Genomic DNA, 14,170 nt, shown 5'->3' on the forward strand with positions numbered 1-14,170 from the left:
AGCGCCCATTTTTATTCCGATTTCTATGTTGATTGTATTCTCTAGTAATCCTCTTCCTGCTATTAAAAAAAATGTTTAGTAAAAAACTAAATTTTTTTATCCCCCCCCCTAAAAAGTCAGTTTTTCACTCAAAAAGTACAGCTAACCGTAAGTAAAGAACGATGGCTAAAGAGCTTCTAAGATAATTGATAGATAACCATCTTAACCTCTGTGGTTTTATCACAGAAATTGAATTATCATAGGTACACATTTATTGGATATAGCTTAATCATGAAAGATACGATATCGCCTTTAAGCATTGAAGCTTTAATTAGCAACTTTTCAGACGTAATTGCTCATAAACAATATGAAAGTATTTCTGCACTACTAAGCAGTAATCAAAATAGTTTCGAAGTACACTTCCTAGACGCTTCATATCATGCTGAACAGAATGATTATATGCGCGCAAAAAATGCATTTTTGAGAAGCTTAAATATTAACCCTCAATTTCACATAGCGAGATTTCAGCTTTGTTTCTTAGCCTTATTAAACGAAGACTTTGATACACTCAACAGTCATATTGAACAATTACTTATGCTAGGTGAAGACAACTATCTTGCCACTTTTGCTAAAGCACTGGTCAATATATTTCAAGACAATACTGAGCAAGCAAAGGAGCTTTTAACGGAAGGGATTTTGTTAAACGACGAGAATTTAGCATTAAATGAAAATATGAATCAACTTTTATATATGCTTAGCGAAGAGTTACATGACACATCCAGCCAACCCGAGGTGGAAAATATTGAAAGTGATTTAAGTTCATCCAAAAATTCAATTCTATTAGATATTTACAACAACAAATTTAATTAAATAGAATCAACCAAACACAGATTAACGCACGGTGCTTGGTTGACTATTCTAAGAAAAACTACTCACCAATGATTGCGATATCAATGACCAACCATCTATTAAAACAAATAGCATGACTTTAATTGGCAATGCGATAGAGATCGGTGGCAGCATGATCATACCCAACGACATGAGTACGCTCGCAACAACAAGATCTATCAATAAAAAAGGAATAAAAATAATAAATGCTATTTTAAATGCTGTTGTCAGTTCACTGAGCAAAAATGCAGGCACTAAGTAGCTAAAAGATACGTCGGAAGCACTCGCTGGCGGTTGTTGTTTTGCCATTTCAAGTATCACCGCAAAGTCTTTCTCTCTAGTTTGACTCAACATAAATGCTTTCATATGCTGACCACCCGATTCTAACGCTTTTTCCAAGCTGATCGTTTCACTGATATACGGCCTAATCGCATCGCTTTCTACCTTCTCCCATACCGGCAGCATGGTGTAAAAAGTAAGGAATAAACTGAGCGTGATGATCACAATATTCGGTGGCGTTTGCTGTAAACCAAGCGCATGACGCAGCATAGACAACACAATCACAATACGCGTAAAAGCAGTCATTGCAATTAATATCACGGGAATGAAAGACAGCATGGTTAGCGTAAATACTGTTTTCAATTCAGGTGATAAATTATCCAGTAGGCCTGAGCTTTTAACTGCTACTAGCAAGCTTGTTTGCTCCGTTTGAGCGACCACACATGATGAAACAAACACAGACAATAGGATAAACAGCTTAATCATCCTACTCACTATCAAGTTCTCCACTTTTTGTGTCTTGACCGAATAACTCAACAACACCTGACTTTGATTCATACACAACATATGTTCTGTCTTTAGATTGCATTTCATACACAACACTATGCTGTCCAACTCGAGTTTGGCCAATGACCTTAATTCCCTTTGATGAGTTCAACGTTGGCTTTTTATACATCTTAAGATAGAGATAAATACCCACAAGAATTAACGATACAGCTACTAAAATGATTAGCTGATAATCGCCAACCACTTCAGTTTGCTTGAATTGCAGCTCATTCATCAGCACTAACCGGCACGTCGGTGATTTCAACGCCAAATTTTCCGTCAGCTGCAACTAAGCGCCCCATCGCAACAATATTGCCGTTCAAACACAGTTTGATCGTGTCCTGCGTCGTTTGTTGTAGTTTAAGCACTTCTCCAACTTCCAAAGAATACAGCTTATCCAAAGCAATGTGCGTTTCACCAACAATACATTCAAGTTCTACTTGAACGCCTTTTAATAGCTTTTTGTCGATGCTTGGCAGAAGTCTTTCTCCGCTCTTGCTTTGCTCCGTTATTTCTGTAAATTCAACAGGTTGAACATTTTCCATTTATGACTCCGAAAAAATAATTGCTTTACTACTATCACGTTCAACTAAAAAGCCCTGAACGACTTCGCTAACATGATTAATTTCAACAGGGATTGGCGCCTCAACAGCTTGCTTGAGCATGATGACATCACCCTTTTTAAGACTCATAACGTCAACAAAACTCAGTGGCTGGCTCTTCATAGCGACTCGCACTGGCACGGTGTGATGCTTTGCAGCATGCTTTAATGAAAACACAGGCATACTCTCTTGTTGCTCAGCTTTTGGCAGTAAATGTGTAAGCACCTGCCAATCTAACGCGATATCTAGCGTCCAACTCGATGCTTTCACTGCGATTACAGCAGCTACTTGGGCGCTTTTAATCTCAACGTTGTCAGGCACATCTAATGCGCATTGTAACTTGAAGTGTAAATCTTCGTTGAGATGAGCTAAGGGCTTTTTCTCTAGCGACTTCAGTAATATTGGCAAAGTTGCTTTATCAATATTCAGTGCGTCGCACAGCATCGCTTCAACCATAGGTTCAGGTTGAACGCATAAAGTAATACCGGTTTTATTCGCTTTAAAATTAGTTTGTGCTTGTATATTCAACGATGAAAACAGTTGTTCGTTGAACTGGATGTTCACGGCAACATCATTCGCCGCGATAAACCAAGTTTGTAGCCACTGTTTTGTCGCCTTGCTAAGGCGTTCACTAATGAACGCCTGCAACGAACTATCGAATACACCTGAGTACTTAATCGACATTAACGACCTCTAGTGTTCTCATATAATTGCTCAAGCAACTGGTTTGATACATTCAGTAATCTTGAGCTTGCTTGATATCCGCGTTGGATCACCAGCATGTCAGCAAACTCTCTAGATAGGTCGACGTTCGACAGTTCAATGCTCTTACCTGCAATGGCGCCCATCCCTGAGTTACCTGCCTTTTCGAATGTCACGCCCGAGTTTGACTGTGCCTCAAATAAATTACCTTTAACTTGCGTCAAAGAAGCGAGGTCTTTCACATTGGCAATAGCTAACGCTGGGCCTTCTTTCGTCTCACCATTGCTATATTTCAATGACAATGTGCCATCTGATAAAAACTCGACGCTCGTTAACGATGCAACTGCAGAGCCATCCTTGATCGTGGCTTTTAATGTTGATGTTTCACCGGTATCCATAGATGTGGACTGTGAAAAGTTAGTTGGACTACCTAAAGAGAACGAGACTGCAGCGTCGCCATTCATTGAGTCACCAATACTTACGCTAAAGCTAGCCTGCGCAGCTTCAGGCGTACCATCGGCACCGAATTTAATTTTTGATGTTGAGATGGTAGTGCTGGTGTCTGACGACTTACTCACATCAACTGTCCACTCACCTGTTACCGTGGTGCTTTTGGTGAATTTTAATGTGAGTTCTACTTCCTCACCTAATCGGTTAAATACCTTTACACCAGAGATCTCATGGCTAGACGCCCCAGTCGATAAATTGCCACTTAAATCCACCGTTTTTGTTGCAGTCGGTGCAAGCACCTTCCGGTCACTTATATTGAACTCAGATAAAGCGCCAGTATCACCGATACTGGCTACCGAACCACCTGAGTTCTTATCAATAAGAACCCCTTCACTGTTGAAGCTAAACTGGCCGGCACGGGTAAAATACTGATTTCCATCTTGTATCACGGTAAAAAAGCCTTGCCCATTGAGCGCAACGTCAGTGGCGTTACCTGTTTGTTTGATGTCACCACTGGTAAACCGATAACCTAACCCAGAGATTTGCGTACCAATGCCACCATCACCATTACTACCACTTAGACTGTCGTAAAATGTATCAGCAGCTCGAAAACCCGGCGTGTTCATATTTGAGATATTGTTACTTACTGTATCTAGGTTTTTTGAGAATGACAGCATTCCCGAAAGCCCATTAAAAAAGGCCTGAAACATATTAAACTCCTGTTATTGTTGCACCACGGTCACTTGACTGAGTGATACCTTGTCTATAAAGCTACCTTCGGTGCTTTTTATTGTTAATGTAGGTCCATTTGCGTCATAGTGAACTGCTTCAATGGTGCCATTAAACTCAGAGCCTGACTGCAAGTTAACTTGCACAGTCTTTCCAAGTAAATTTAGTGCCTGATTCGATGAGTTCATCGAGAGCAGGCTTTGTAATTTGTCGTTCGACTGACGAGTTTGCTCAAGGGCAGAAAATTGTGCCAGCTGCGCTAAGAACTCTCTGTTATTCAATGGTTCAAGTGGATCTTGAGAATTCAATTGAGCCAAAAAAAGCTTAATAAATTCGTCTTGCGACACATTACTATTTTCATTTGTTGTGGCTGAGGTGCCCGTAATTTGTCCAATGCTTTCAATTGCCATTTATAACTCTCTTTTCCAAACAACTTTGCCGTTAAAGCTATATTCTTTGATATTTTTCACAACGCTTTCGTCAACAAATTCATCAAGCCACGAGCCAAGCTCATCTGCTTGTTCTTGGCCCCCAAAGTAATCTCGAGCAGAAACTTTCACCGATTTATCAGCACTTGAGAACACAAACAATGCTTGCGTAGAATAAGGTTGATAACGTGAGTCAAAATAGGGTTTAGTCGTTTCAAGTAAAGCTTTTTCTGCACTCACTGAGTGTGAGCGCATTGACGGCGCACTGTTCACAGCTAAATTGTTCGGTAACTTATTTGCCAAGTTAAATTGAGCCGTTACTACTGAGCGGCCTATGTACACATTGGTTAGCTCTACAGCGCTTTTATTGAGCGCACTTTTCTCATGAGTAGGCCCCTCATTGGTGCCATAGTTAACAGTACTTACAAGTTGTTGTGCTAAATGCCCCGTCGCCAACATGCCCCATTTAATAGTGACTTTTAATTGGGTAATCGATGTAGCTGTCCCACTGTTAAATTCCACTCCTCCAGTAAACTGAGCTGTTTGTGTGCTAGCAATCGCACCTGCACGCTCTAACGGGTTACTCAGTTGAAAGTGCAGACTATGATCTTGTTCGCTCATGTTGTTAGTAAACAACAATGTTTGGCTGTTTTGTAAATGGTTTTCAAGGGTATCTTGTGGTACAAACTGCCCATCAAGCGCTTTGTCTGCACCTTGCTGTGTATCGGCCTGTAAGTTTAAGTTTAGCGAGCCTGATAACAGCACTGCGAACGGTGAATCTAAACCACTCAATTGATTATTTTTGCCCACTTTAGGGTTAGAGCTAGACTGTCCATTTAGAGATAACAACATACTGGCCATATCAAGCATGCTGATGTGCTCCTTTATTGATCACGCGTAGTTGCTCTAACTGTGTATCCAGCAACGCATTAACACGGTGTATTTCTTCACTTTTGTGCTTGGTTGATTTGTTACCAATCACTTTTTGCTTTAACTTCAACTCGCAAAGTGCTTTCTCTTGAACACTTCGCTGTTGTTTTAATTCACTTAAAACTGACTCAAGATCCAATACTTTTTTTGACAGTATAGAGACTTGATTCAAGGTGACTCTGTGCACTTCAGGCATCATATTTGCGATAGATGCAAGGGTGTAATCATTGATGCTGGTGAGCTTATTTTGGGTTGCCGTTAGCTGTTTGTTTACGTCATTAATATACGCTGTTAACTGCTCAAGCTCGCGCATCTTTGCATTGACACGATGTTCATAGACTTTCGCGTACTGAGCACAGAAACGTGATAATTTCATATGTTTATCACTCATCCTTCAGCTCCATCGCATTTAATTGTTCAAGCATTTTTTCACGACTTATTGACGCACCTTTAGCTTGCTGCAAAAAGTCACAAATGGTTTGGTAATTGTTTTTGATCAACCTGGTGTTTGAGCTTTCACCTTCAAGCATGCCAAGCTCCAACAACTCTTTGTTATCTTCATAACTAAGCCATGCCTTGCGCACTTTAGTCAGTGAATTTCTTTGCGCCTCAGTCGATAAATCGGGGAACAATCGACTCACAGATTTCAAAATATCAATTGCCGGGAAGTGATAGCGCTCAGCCAGCTGCCTTGTCAGCACAATGTGCCCGTCTAATATGGCTCGTAACGTGTCTACAACAGGGTCGTTAAAGTCGTCATTTTCTACCAAAACGGTAAATATAGCGGTAATTGCACCTCGGTCTTTAAACCGTCCACACCGCTCAACAATTTTTGGCACCGCCGAAAATACTGATGTGGTATAACCTTTGAGCGTAGGTGGTTCACCAATAGCTAAGCCAATTTCACGCAATGCCATCGCAAATCGTGTCATTGAGTCAACCGTCAATAGCACATCTTTACCCTGATGAGAGAAAAACTCAGCCATCGCTAATGCATAGTGCACGCTTTGTACACGTATTAGCGGGGATTCTTCAGCAGTAGCAGCGATCACGATAGAGTTCTTCATGCCGTTTTGACCCAGTGTTCGAGTAACAAACTCTTCCACTTCACGGCCACGCTCACCAACAAGCACAACGATGTTTACTTTGTCGTCTGCCAGCCGATTTTTGCAAATATCACTCAACAAACTACTTTTACCAACACCACTGCCGGCAAACAAACCAACACGTTGTCCATGACCGAGTGTTAAAAAGGTATCAATGGCCGTGATCCCCGTATCGAACACCTCTTCAATCGGCGCTCGCTGTAAAGGGTTTATTGGCTGAGTATGAATTTCAACATCGGCAAAACTGGCAATAGGCCCCTTATCATCAATGGGTTTACCAAATGCATTCACCACTCGACCCAAGTAATCATTACCCACCGGCACGGTTACATTGTGGCCCAATGAGACGACCTTGCTGCCATAAGTGACACCGCGCAAGCTTTCAAATGGCAACAATAAAACGCGTTGCTCTTTAAAACCCACTACTTGACATAAAATTTCTGGCAAACCAGATTGTGGTTGTATCTTGCAAAGCTCACCGATACAAACACCCGGGCAGCTAGCTTCAACCACAACACCAATTGTCGTTATCACATAGCCTTTACTGACTTGCGACTCGATGTTATCTAGTGACTGCTTGAATAGCTGCAAATTAACCAAGGTTCGACTCCCGTCTGAATTTGGCTAAGTTCTCACACCATGCATTTAGCTTTTCAGTAAAGTTCTGTTCAATGCTGCCGTTAGCCAGTTCTAAACGCGTGTCACCAATCGACATTCGCTTATCTTCTTTGATTTTCACTTTGGCTAGGTCATCTTCTGAATACTCAGTTTTAAGGCAACTCATAACCAACTGGTAGTCTTGAGTACTCAAACACAGCGATACTTCCTTAGACACGATGCATTCCTCAATCGCACGCTCAACAGCGTGTTTTAAGTAATCACCTTGCTCTAAGCGCTCACCTAATAATTTAAATACAGCAAGCACAATGACTTCATAAACATCGTCTTCGTTGTGTAATGACACATTGGGTGTAAGCTGTTCAATTTTTGAAATAAGCTTACTGAACTGCTCAGTTTGTTCGCCAAATTGTTCGTTTTGCTCTTTGGTTATTTTATCTAACTGATCTTGTGCATCCTTTAAGCCTTTTTGGTATCCGCGTTCAGACTCAGTTTTAACGATAGTAGTCAGATCACTCTCAAACACCTCGGCGATCAACCGTTCGCGTTGCTTAGGCTCTAGGCTCTGTAGCAACGCTTTCAGATCTGGTTGTGGCTGCACAACCCCCTGAGTTTTAGTTACATGCTCTATCGATGTATTAGATGATACCGTAGACCGCACTTTTGGTCCGTGATAAGTCTTAACGCTATTAATCATCACTGAGCCTCTTTAAAGTGCGCAATATTTTGATTCTTCGACACAAGATCGTTAACCAAAAAAGCTTTCACCTGTGGTGTTACTAAATTCGGTTCTTGGTCCACGCGCTTTAGATACGATGCAACTTCTTCCGGTAATTTTGTGTCCTGAGATAGCCCCTCGTTGGCGGGTTTAGTGAACTGTTCCAATAGTTCTTGTGGGTTTTCAAGCTGTAAACTTTTGATCTCTTTGTAAGCAACTTTAACTTGCAATCGAACACTCGGTTGCAGCTGCTTAAGTAGCCAAATGCGGTCAAGCCAACTTAATGTGCAAAGCTTAAGCGCAACCATCTTAATGGGTGAATGCTTAGCGTGCATTACTAGGCTCCTTTTTATTTAACCAATCAGATACCTCTAACAACACGGCTTCGCGCTCTTTGTGTGGTAAACGCTGACGGCGAACCAAGACTACCGTTAAAATAATGAGTAAAGCAGGCGCTAACCACCAAGCCCATGCTGGTATGGATGAAATTAACATGTTACCGCTTGTTTTTAATGGTTTTATCGTTGTCTGTTGAGGTAGGTTATCAGCCACCACTGCATTGACTGTGCTTTGTACTTCAGTATCTGCAAATAGCGGCTCAAAATACTCAATGGCAATACTATCGCCACGAACCGCATCTAAGCCTACGGCAGAAGTAACCAGTGTTTTTAGTTTAGAAATTTGTTGCTCATTCAGTTCAGCAACCAAAGCTATCGCAATGCTTACGCGCTCTACATCTCCAGCAAGTTGAGTGCTTTGCTGCGTTTTACTACCTACCGAGTACTCTAATTCTTCACTAAATTGCTCTTTCGTATCTTCACCAGAACCATCTACATTAGGCACATCTCGGCTTGAAGTTTTCTTGCGAACAACAACACCTTCACCATTTGGGCCTACAAGTACTGATTTTTCAACTGAACTGACTTTTTGTAAATTAAGCCGTACTGTAACGCTCACAGCATATTGTGAAGGCTCCATATACAAGCCCAATAGCTTCTCTACTTTTTTAGTTAACTCAGCTTCTTTTGTTGCACTACCCACCAGTAATTCCTGTTCATCACTTGAATCCGTTGTACGGGAAAGTTGTTTACCGTTTTGAGAGAAAACCGTCACATGTTCAGCTTCTAATCCTTCTATTGCTGCAGCGATAAGGGATTGTACACCGGAAATATTTTTGTCCGATATTTCATGGTCTTGCTCAGTGAACAGAGTCACAGAAGCTTTTGCAGGGGTACTGTCTGATGAAAACAACTTTTTGTCGGCCATCGTCAAGTGTACTCGCGCGTACTTAATGTAAGATAGCGACGATAGGGTGCGCTCTAGCTCACCTTGCATTGCGCGCTGAAATGTCACCTTTTGCGCATGTTCAGTCATGCCATAATCGGTTTTGTCGAATAACTCTAATCCATGAGAAGAAAAGCTTGCACCACGCGTCTGCTCGAGTAATAACTGGCTTTTCCCTAGTTGGTCTTGATTCACTAATATTTGTCCATCGGCCGTATATTTATAATCGAGATTGTTCTGCTCAAACTTTTCTATCAGCGACGCCGACTGCTGAACGCTGTTTAAAGATATCGGTTGGTAACCTGCCTTTACCACCCATACAACAGCACCCACTGTTAAAATGACAATCGCGAATGTTAATGCAGCCAAGGAACGTTTCTGCACCGGCGTTAAGGCCGAAAATAAATTACCCATTTTTTAACTACTCGCTTAAATCTGCATTTTTGTAATTTCTTGATAAACATCAAGAAGCTTATTTCTAACTTGTACGGCCATGTTCAGCTCTAAACGCGCTTTTTCCATCGCAATCATGATTTCATGGGACGGAATACTTTCGCCCGCAGCCGCTCTTTGAGCCATTTGTTCAGCTTCCACTAAACTTGCGTTTAACTCACCTACTTGGCTCATGACCACATCCATAAAACCACTGGTAGGCTGTGATTGAGAAACGCTATGCAGATCAGTTGTTTTTAAAAATTCTGCAGCTTCTATTGCTGTAATTTCCATATGTTATTTGCCTATCTCTAATGCTTTTGAGCTCATGCTTTTGTAAGCGTTAAACGCCTTGACATTCGCTTCATATGCGCGCGTCGCAGTGTTCAGGTTTAACATTTCTGTCGCTAAATTAATTTCTGGGGTGAATACGTAACCTTGATCATTGGCAAGTGCATGTTCAGGCTTGTACATTGCGCGAACTTGGGGACTTTGCGTAAGCATTTGCTCAGCTTGCATCTGTACTCTTTGTTCAAAAGATAGACTTGCCACTTCATTTGAAAGTGATTTAACTTTATAAACACCTTCAGCCGAGGATGAAATTGAATTGGCATTTGCAATGTTTAATGACGCAGCTTGCAACTTCGCGCGCTCTACCGCCATACCAGACATGCTAATTGCGTAAATATCATGTGCCATTATCGCTTACCTCCCGATACAGCTAAATTCATAAGTCCTATTTTTCTGTTCAGCACTTCTACAAGCTTTTGATACTGACCTGATGCCTTCATCGACAAAGCAACTTCTTCATCCAACGAAGCCTTTTTATCGCTTTGATGAATGTAGTGGCCCTCTACCGTATGCCAGTTAGACGATAATTGAGACATTACTTGTTGCTTTTGATCGCTCGAAATGCCTTCAAGGCCTTGCAATAAAGAAGCAAAATCTGCTCGTTGAGAACCTTGAGTCGAAGTACTGTGATTAGCCACATTTTCCAACGACAATCTTTGTTGGGTTGCAGCCATATTTAGCGACAAGCGTAATGCTTCGATTGAGAGTAAATCAGACATCTGTACCTCCTATTGCACAACAAGTTCAGCGTGTAATGCGCCACTTTTTTTGAGCGCTTGCAAAATTGAAATAATGTCTCTTGTAGAGAGTTGAAGCTTTTTCAACGCACTCACAAGTTCGGCAATATTAGTGCCTTCTTTACTTTGATAGAGCGCCTCTGTTTCCTGCGTTGTATTTAATTTACTTGTTGGGGTAACAACCGTTCTGATGCCATCGCTTGAATCAATGAATACGCCAATTGGTTGCGATGCATAAAAGTCTGTATCTACAGTTAGTTGAATTGCACCATGGGAAATGACCACACTGCCGATATGAATATCTGATCCTGACACCAGTGTGCCTGTACGCTCATTGATCACGACTTTTGAAGCAACTTCAGGCACAACCCAGGCTTGTTGTATCTCCGCAATAGCTGAAATAACAGAATCACCTTCATTGGGTGTCACTATAACTTTGCCCGCATGTACCGCTTTCACGTCAAATCCCGTTGATTGTTTAAGTGACTTAACAATGCGATCAGCCGTCACAAAATCGGGGTGTTTTAGAATTAAGCTCAAAGAGCCATCTTCTTTAACAAACTGGTTTTTGATTTCTCGCTCGACGGTACCACCTTGAGGAATGAAACCAACAGTAGGGTGATTACGTTGCAACACACTTTGATTGGCACTGAACTTAAAGCCACCAACCGCTAAATTGCCCTGTGCAAGTGCATATACTCGAGTATCTGCACCTTTCAGTGGGGTCATGTATAAAGTACCACCAGTCAAGCTTCGCGCATCACCAATGGAAGAAACATGAACATCTAACTTATCACCTGGCTGAGCAAAAGCTGGTAAATCAGCGGTCACGATAACGGCAGCTGCATTTTTACTTTTTATGTCGTCTGTTGAAATTATTAAGCCGAAGCTTTCTAACGTGTTCTTCACAGATTGAAGCGTAGCTAGACTTCTCGACGAATCACCAGAACCTGCCAACCCCACAACAATTCCATAACCGACCAAGGCGTTTTCTCGAACACCATCAATACGAGCAAGGTCTTTAATTCTCACAGCGCCTTGAGTACTCGCCTGTGTAGAAAAAGTTAACATCGAGGCACAAGTAAATGCGCATAGCAAACCAAGTAACTTCATTATTAAAACCCTAACCATGTGAACAGTTGTGATAACACGCCTTCAGATTCTTTTTCTTCTCCAGTGAAATTGATTCTTGCATCCATAATGCGAGAAGATAACAAAGTGTTGTTAGCCATAATGTCGGTTGCTCTGACACGCCCTAAAAGTTCGATACTTTGTAACTCGCCATCAATAGTAATGTTCTGTGTACCTCGAATAACCAAGTTGCCAAACTCATCAATATCATTAACGATTGCCGTGATCTGCGCCTTGATAAACCCATTTCTGCTGGTTACAGCATCACCACTAAACTCTGCGCCCAACCCCATGCTGTAGGGCCAACTACCTTGTGGAGAGCTACCAGAAGCAGAAATCGATAGATCATTTGCGTTAGATGACCCTGAGCGACTTTTTGCTTGAGCATTTTCAATCACAATGACTGTGACCGTGTCGCCAATCGCCATCGCCCTTTTATCTGCGGTTAAAGAGCTAAATGTTTGCTCGTTAAACAAAGATGTAGCGTGAACATTGATGCAGGAAAGAGCACATGCTATCCAAGCTATTCCTAAGATTTTATTGTGAAACAACGACAACTCCTTTTTGTACGATTTTGGCTTTGATTGCCTTGTTACTTGAATCAAGCATGATGTTAATTTCATCTCCCAATTGCCCTTCCCCAAGAGCTTTTGCTTTACCTTTAATAAACAAAGCACCAGTTCTCATACTGAAACTGATCAGTTCACCTTGTTCGACCAGAGGTATTCTTTTGGTGTTATGTTTATCTAATACCTGACCTGTCTTTAAATGCTTCTTGGCAACTAATTTGTCAATTTCAAATGGCGGAGCATTTGGTTTTAAATGGTCAACTGTAAGCCATTGCCAATCGACATTCGACGCCAGAATTTCAATATTTTGTGCGTGCTCGTTGGTAAGCACTGGCACTTTTTGTTGCAATGCGAGTTTCATGATCACGGTAAATTCTTCAGCGCCATCAGAAACGAACGTCACTCTACTTTTACTAAACAAAGTGCCGATACTTAGCCTTTTGAGCGATAACGAATTCACTTGATTCGTTCGGCATAAGTTTTGTACGTCATCTTCAAAACTTGCAGACAAAACACGTTGATAGCTTTCATCTAACTTATTATTCAAACCATCAATCGCTACCTGCTCGATCTTATCAGCTGAAATATGCCAACAACGCTTTAGAAACACCTGATTTAGCCCAGTTGCATGCCAACTATGACTCAGTTTGAACTGGCTTTTTATCTGAGTGTTAATATCTTTTTTGAATAACCAGTTCGTATTATCTGGCCACTTCAACGGCAAAGATTTTGCTTGTTCGACCATCTCACTGTTTTGACCGGATACGTCCGCAATATCCGCCACAGTCACCGGACCTTGTCCTAAATATTTAGCCTGATTTATTTCTATCACTAAATGGTCATCCGCACCCATTGCAAGCACCTTAAATGCGCAAATGATACAAAATGCAAAACAAGGAAACCGTTTCAATGACTTAACGCCTAAGGTTATTTATTGTTTCAAGTACTTGGTCAGATACCTGAATGATCCGGGCATTCAATTGATAGCCTCGTTGTGCAAGCATAAGGTTAACCATTTCTTCATTCATTGAAACATTGGAAAGTTCAGTAAAGCCCTGCACTATCTGACCTAAGCCACTTTCACCTGGTTTACCAAATGTCGGTTGGCCAGCTTGTTCAGTTGCTTGATAAAGGTTATTACCAATACGGTTTAAGCCTTGTGGATTATTGAAATTAACCAGTTCAAGTTGACCAATTTCTACCAACTGCGACGCGCTATCAACACGTACTAACACTGAACCGCTTGAGGTAAATGTCACGCCGGTTACATCGGGTGGAAGCTGAATATTAGCACTAAGCCGTTGGCCTTGTGTCGATACCAAATAACCATTGTCATCAACTCGCAAACGCCCAGCTCTTGTATAGGCAAGCTCACCGTTTTGTGTTTCAATTGCCAAAAAGCCATTACCATTAATGGCTATATCAAACGGGTTACCCGTTTGCTTTAAATCGCCACGTTCAAAGTTTACAACTTGTTCAGATGTTGAAACGCCAATTCCTTGAGCAGAAGCATGAGCTGGTAACTCAAAGCCTTGAGTACCGATATTGGTCTGATATACCAAGTCAACGAAGTTTACTTCGGCACTTTTAAAACCGGGCGTTGAAACATTCGCGATGTTATTTGAGATAACTTCGATTAACTCTTGCTGAGAGTTCATCCCTGTTTCTGCAATATATAAAGCTTCTATCAT

General features: G+C 41.5%; 20 protein-coding genes. 1 reads left to right on the top strand and 19 read right to left on the bottom strand.

The window, feature by feature from the left end:
- Window positions 1-270 precede the first annotated feature (270 nt).
- Window positions 271-849 carry a tetratricopeptide repeat protein gene (locus tag BB427_RS10235; protein ID WP_069020613.1) on the top strand — a complete coding sequence of 193 codons (579 nt, stop codon included), beginning with the start codon at window positions 271-273 and terminating at the stop codon, window positions 847-849.
- Between the two features lie 48 nt (window positions 850-897).
- On the opposite strand, the gene fliP is transcribed toward BB427_RS10235, so the two are convergent.
- From fliP to flgG, 19 genes are read right to left on the bottom strand one after another with little or no spacing between them, the layout of a single operon-like run.
- Window positions 898-1,632 (bottom strand): flagellar type III secretion system pore protein FliP, encoded by a 735-nt coding sequence (fliP, locus tag BB427_RS10240; protein ID WP_175401269.1) that lies wholly within the window; start codon window positions 1,630-1,632, stop codon window positions 898-900.
- 1 nt (window position 1,633) lies between these two features.
- Window positions 1,634-1,927: a hypothetical protein gene (locus tag BB427_RS24465; protein WP_069020615.1), complete on the bottom strand. Its 294-nt coding sequence runs from the start codon at window positions 1,925-1,927 to the stop codon at window positions 1,634-1,636.
- On the bottom strand, window positions 1,920-2,237 hold the full coding sequence (locus BB427_RS10250; RefSeq protein WP_069020616.1) for a FliM/FliN family flagellar motor switch protein: 318 nt from the start codon (window positions 2,235-2,237) through the stop codon (window positions 1,920-1,922). The genes BB427_RS24465 and BB427_RS10250 overlap by 8 nt, the downstream gene beginning before the upstream one ends.
- The gene (locus tag BB427_RS10255; RefSeq protein ID WP_069020617.1) at window positions 2,238-2,978 is read right to left on the bottom strand and encodes a FliM/FliN family flagellar motor switch protein; all 741 of its coding nucleotides are present in this window, start codon (window positions 2,976-2,978) and stop codon (window positions 2,238-2,240) included.
- Complete coding sequence (flgF, locus tag BB427_RS10260; protein WP_069020618.1) at window positions 2,978-4,156, bottom strand: flagellar basal-body rod protein FlgF; 1,179 nt, start codon at window positions 4,154-4,156, stop codon at window positions 2,978-2,980. Before flgF ends, BB427_RS10255 begins: the two co-directional genes overlap by 1 nt.
- A 12-nt stretch (window positions 4,157-4,168) precedes the next feature.
- Window positions 4,169-4,585: a flagellar hook assembly protein FlgD gene (locus BB427_RS10265; protein WP_069020619.1), complete on the bottom strand. Its 417-nt coding sequence runs from the start codon at window positions 4,583-4,585 to the stop codon at window positions 4,169-4,171.
- Complete coding sequence (locus tag BB427_RS10270; protein ID WP_069020620.1) at window positions 4,586-5,473, bottom strand: hypothetical protein; 888 nt, start codon at window positions 5,471-5,473, stop codon at window positions 4,586-4,588.
- On the bottom strand, window positions 5,466-5,924 hold the full coding sequence (locus BB427_RS10275) for a hypothetical protein (protein WP_069020621.1): 459 nt from the start codon (window positions 5,922-5,924) through the stop codon (window positions 5,466-5,468). Before BB427_RS10275 ends, BB427_RS10270 begins: the two co-directional genes overlap by 8 nt.
- Window positions 5,917-7,239, bottom strand: a complete 1,323-nt coding sequence (locus BB427_RS10280; protein WP_069020622.1) for a FliI/YscN family ATPase — start codon at window positions 7,237-7,239, stop codon at window positions 5,917-5,919. The genes BB427_RS10275 and BB427_RS10280 overlap by 8 nt, the downstream gene beginning before the upstream one ends.
- Window positions 7,232-7,954 (bottom strand): FliH/SctL family protein, encoded by a 723-nt coding sequence (locus BB427_RS10285; protein WP_069020623.1) that lies wholly within the window; start codon window positions 7,952-7,954, stop codon window positions 7,232-7,234. The genes BB427_RS10280 and BB427_RS10285 overlap by 8 nt, the downstream gene beginning before the upstream one ends.
- Window positions 7,954-8,310, bottom strand: a complete 357-nt coding sequence (locus BB427_RS10290; RefSeq protein ID WP_069020624.1) for a hypothetical protein — start codon at window positions 8,308-8,310, stop codon at window positions 7,954-7,956. The genes BB427_RS10285 and BB427_RS10290 overlap by 1 nt, the downstream gene beginning before the upstream one ends.
- Window positions 8,300-9,673 (bottom strand): flagellar basal-body MS-ring/collar protein FliF, encoded by a 1,374-nt coding sequence (fliF, locus tag BB427_RS10295; RefSeq protein ID WP_069020625.1) that lies wholly within the window; start codon window positions 9,671-9,673, stop codon window positions 8,300-8,302. Before fliF ends, BB427_RS10290 begins: the two co-directional genes overlap by 11 nt.
- Before the next feature lie 15 nt (window positions 9,674-9,688).
- Window positions 9,689-9,985: a flagellar hook-basal body complex protein FliE gene (gene fliE / locus BB427_RS10300; RefSeq protein ID WP_069020626.1), complete on the bottom strand. Its 297-nt coding sequence runs from the start codon at window positions 9,983-9,985 to the stop codon at window positions 9,689-9,691.
- 3 nt (window positions 9,986-9,988) lie between these two features.
- The gene (locus tag BB427_RS10305; RefSeq protein WP_069020627.1) at window positions 9,989-10,390 is read right to left on the bottom strand and encodes a flagellar basal body rod protein FlgC; all 402 of its coding nucleotides are present in this window, start codon (window positions 10,388-10,390) and stop codon (window positions 9,989-9,991) included.
- On the bottom strand, window positions 10,390-10,761 hold the full coding sequence (locus BB427_RS10310) for a hypothetical protein (protein ID WP_069020628.1): 372 nt from the start codon (window positions 10,759-10,761) through the stop codon (window positions 10,390-10,392). Before BB427_RS10310 ends, BB427_RS10305 begins: the two co-directional genes overlap by 1 nt.
- Window positions 10,762-10,770: 9 nt before the next feature.
- Window positions 10,771-11,892, bottom strand: a complete 1,122-nt coding sequence (locus BB427_RS10315) for a flagellar basal body P-ring protein FlgI (protein WP_069020629.1) — start codon at window positions 11,890-11,892, stop codon at window positions 10,771-10,773.
- Between the two features lie 2 nt (window positions 11,893-11,894).
- Window positions 11,895-12,461: a flagellar basal body L-ring protein FlgH gene (locus tag BB427_RS10320; protein ID WP_175401270.1), complete on the bottom strand. Its 567-nt coding sequence runs from the start codon at window positions 12,459-12,461 to the stop codon at window positions 11,895-11,897.
- Window positions 12,448-13,389, bottom strand: a complete 942-nt coding sequence (gene flgA, locus BB427_RS10325) for a flagellar basal body P-ring formation chaperone FlgA (protein WP_175401271.1) — start codon at window positions 13,387-13,389, stop codon at window positions 12,448-12,450. The genes BB427_RS10320 and flgA overlap by 14 nt, the downstream gene beginning before the upstream one ends.
- A 4-nt stretch (window positions 13,390-13,393) precedes the next feature.
- Window positions 13,394-14,170, bottom strand: coding sequence for a flagellar basal-body rod protein FlgG (gene flgG / locus BB427_RS10330; RefSeq protein ID WP_069020631.1), 777 nt, complete (start codon window positions 14,168-14,170; stop codon window positions 13,394-13,396).

Source organism: Pseudoalteromonas sp. BMB (genome assembly GCF_001709235.1).
Classification (GTDB): Bacteria; Pseudomonadota; Gammaproteobacteria; order Enterobacterales; family Alteromonadaceae; genus Pseudoalteromonas; species Pseudoalteromonas maricaloris.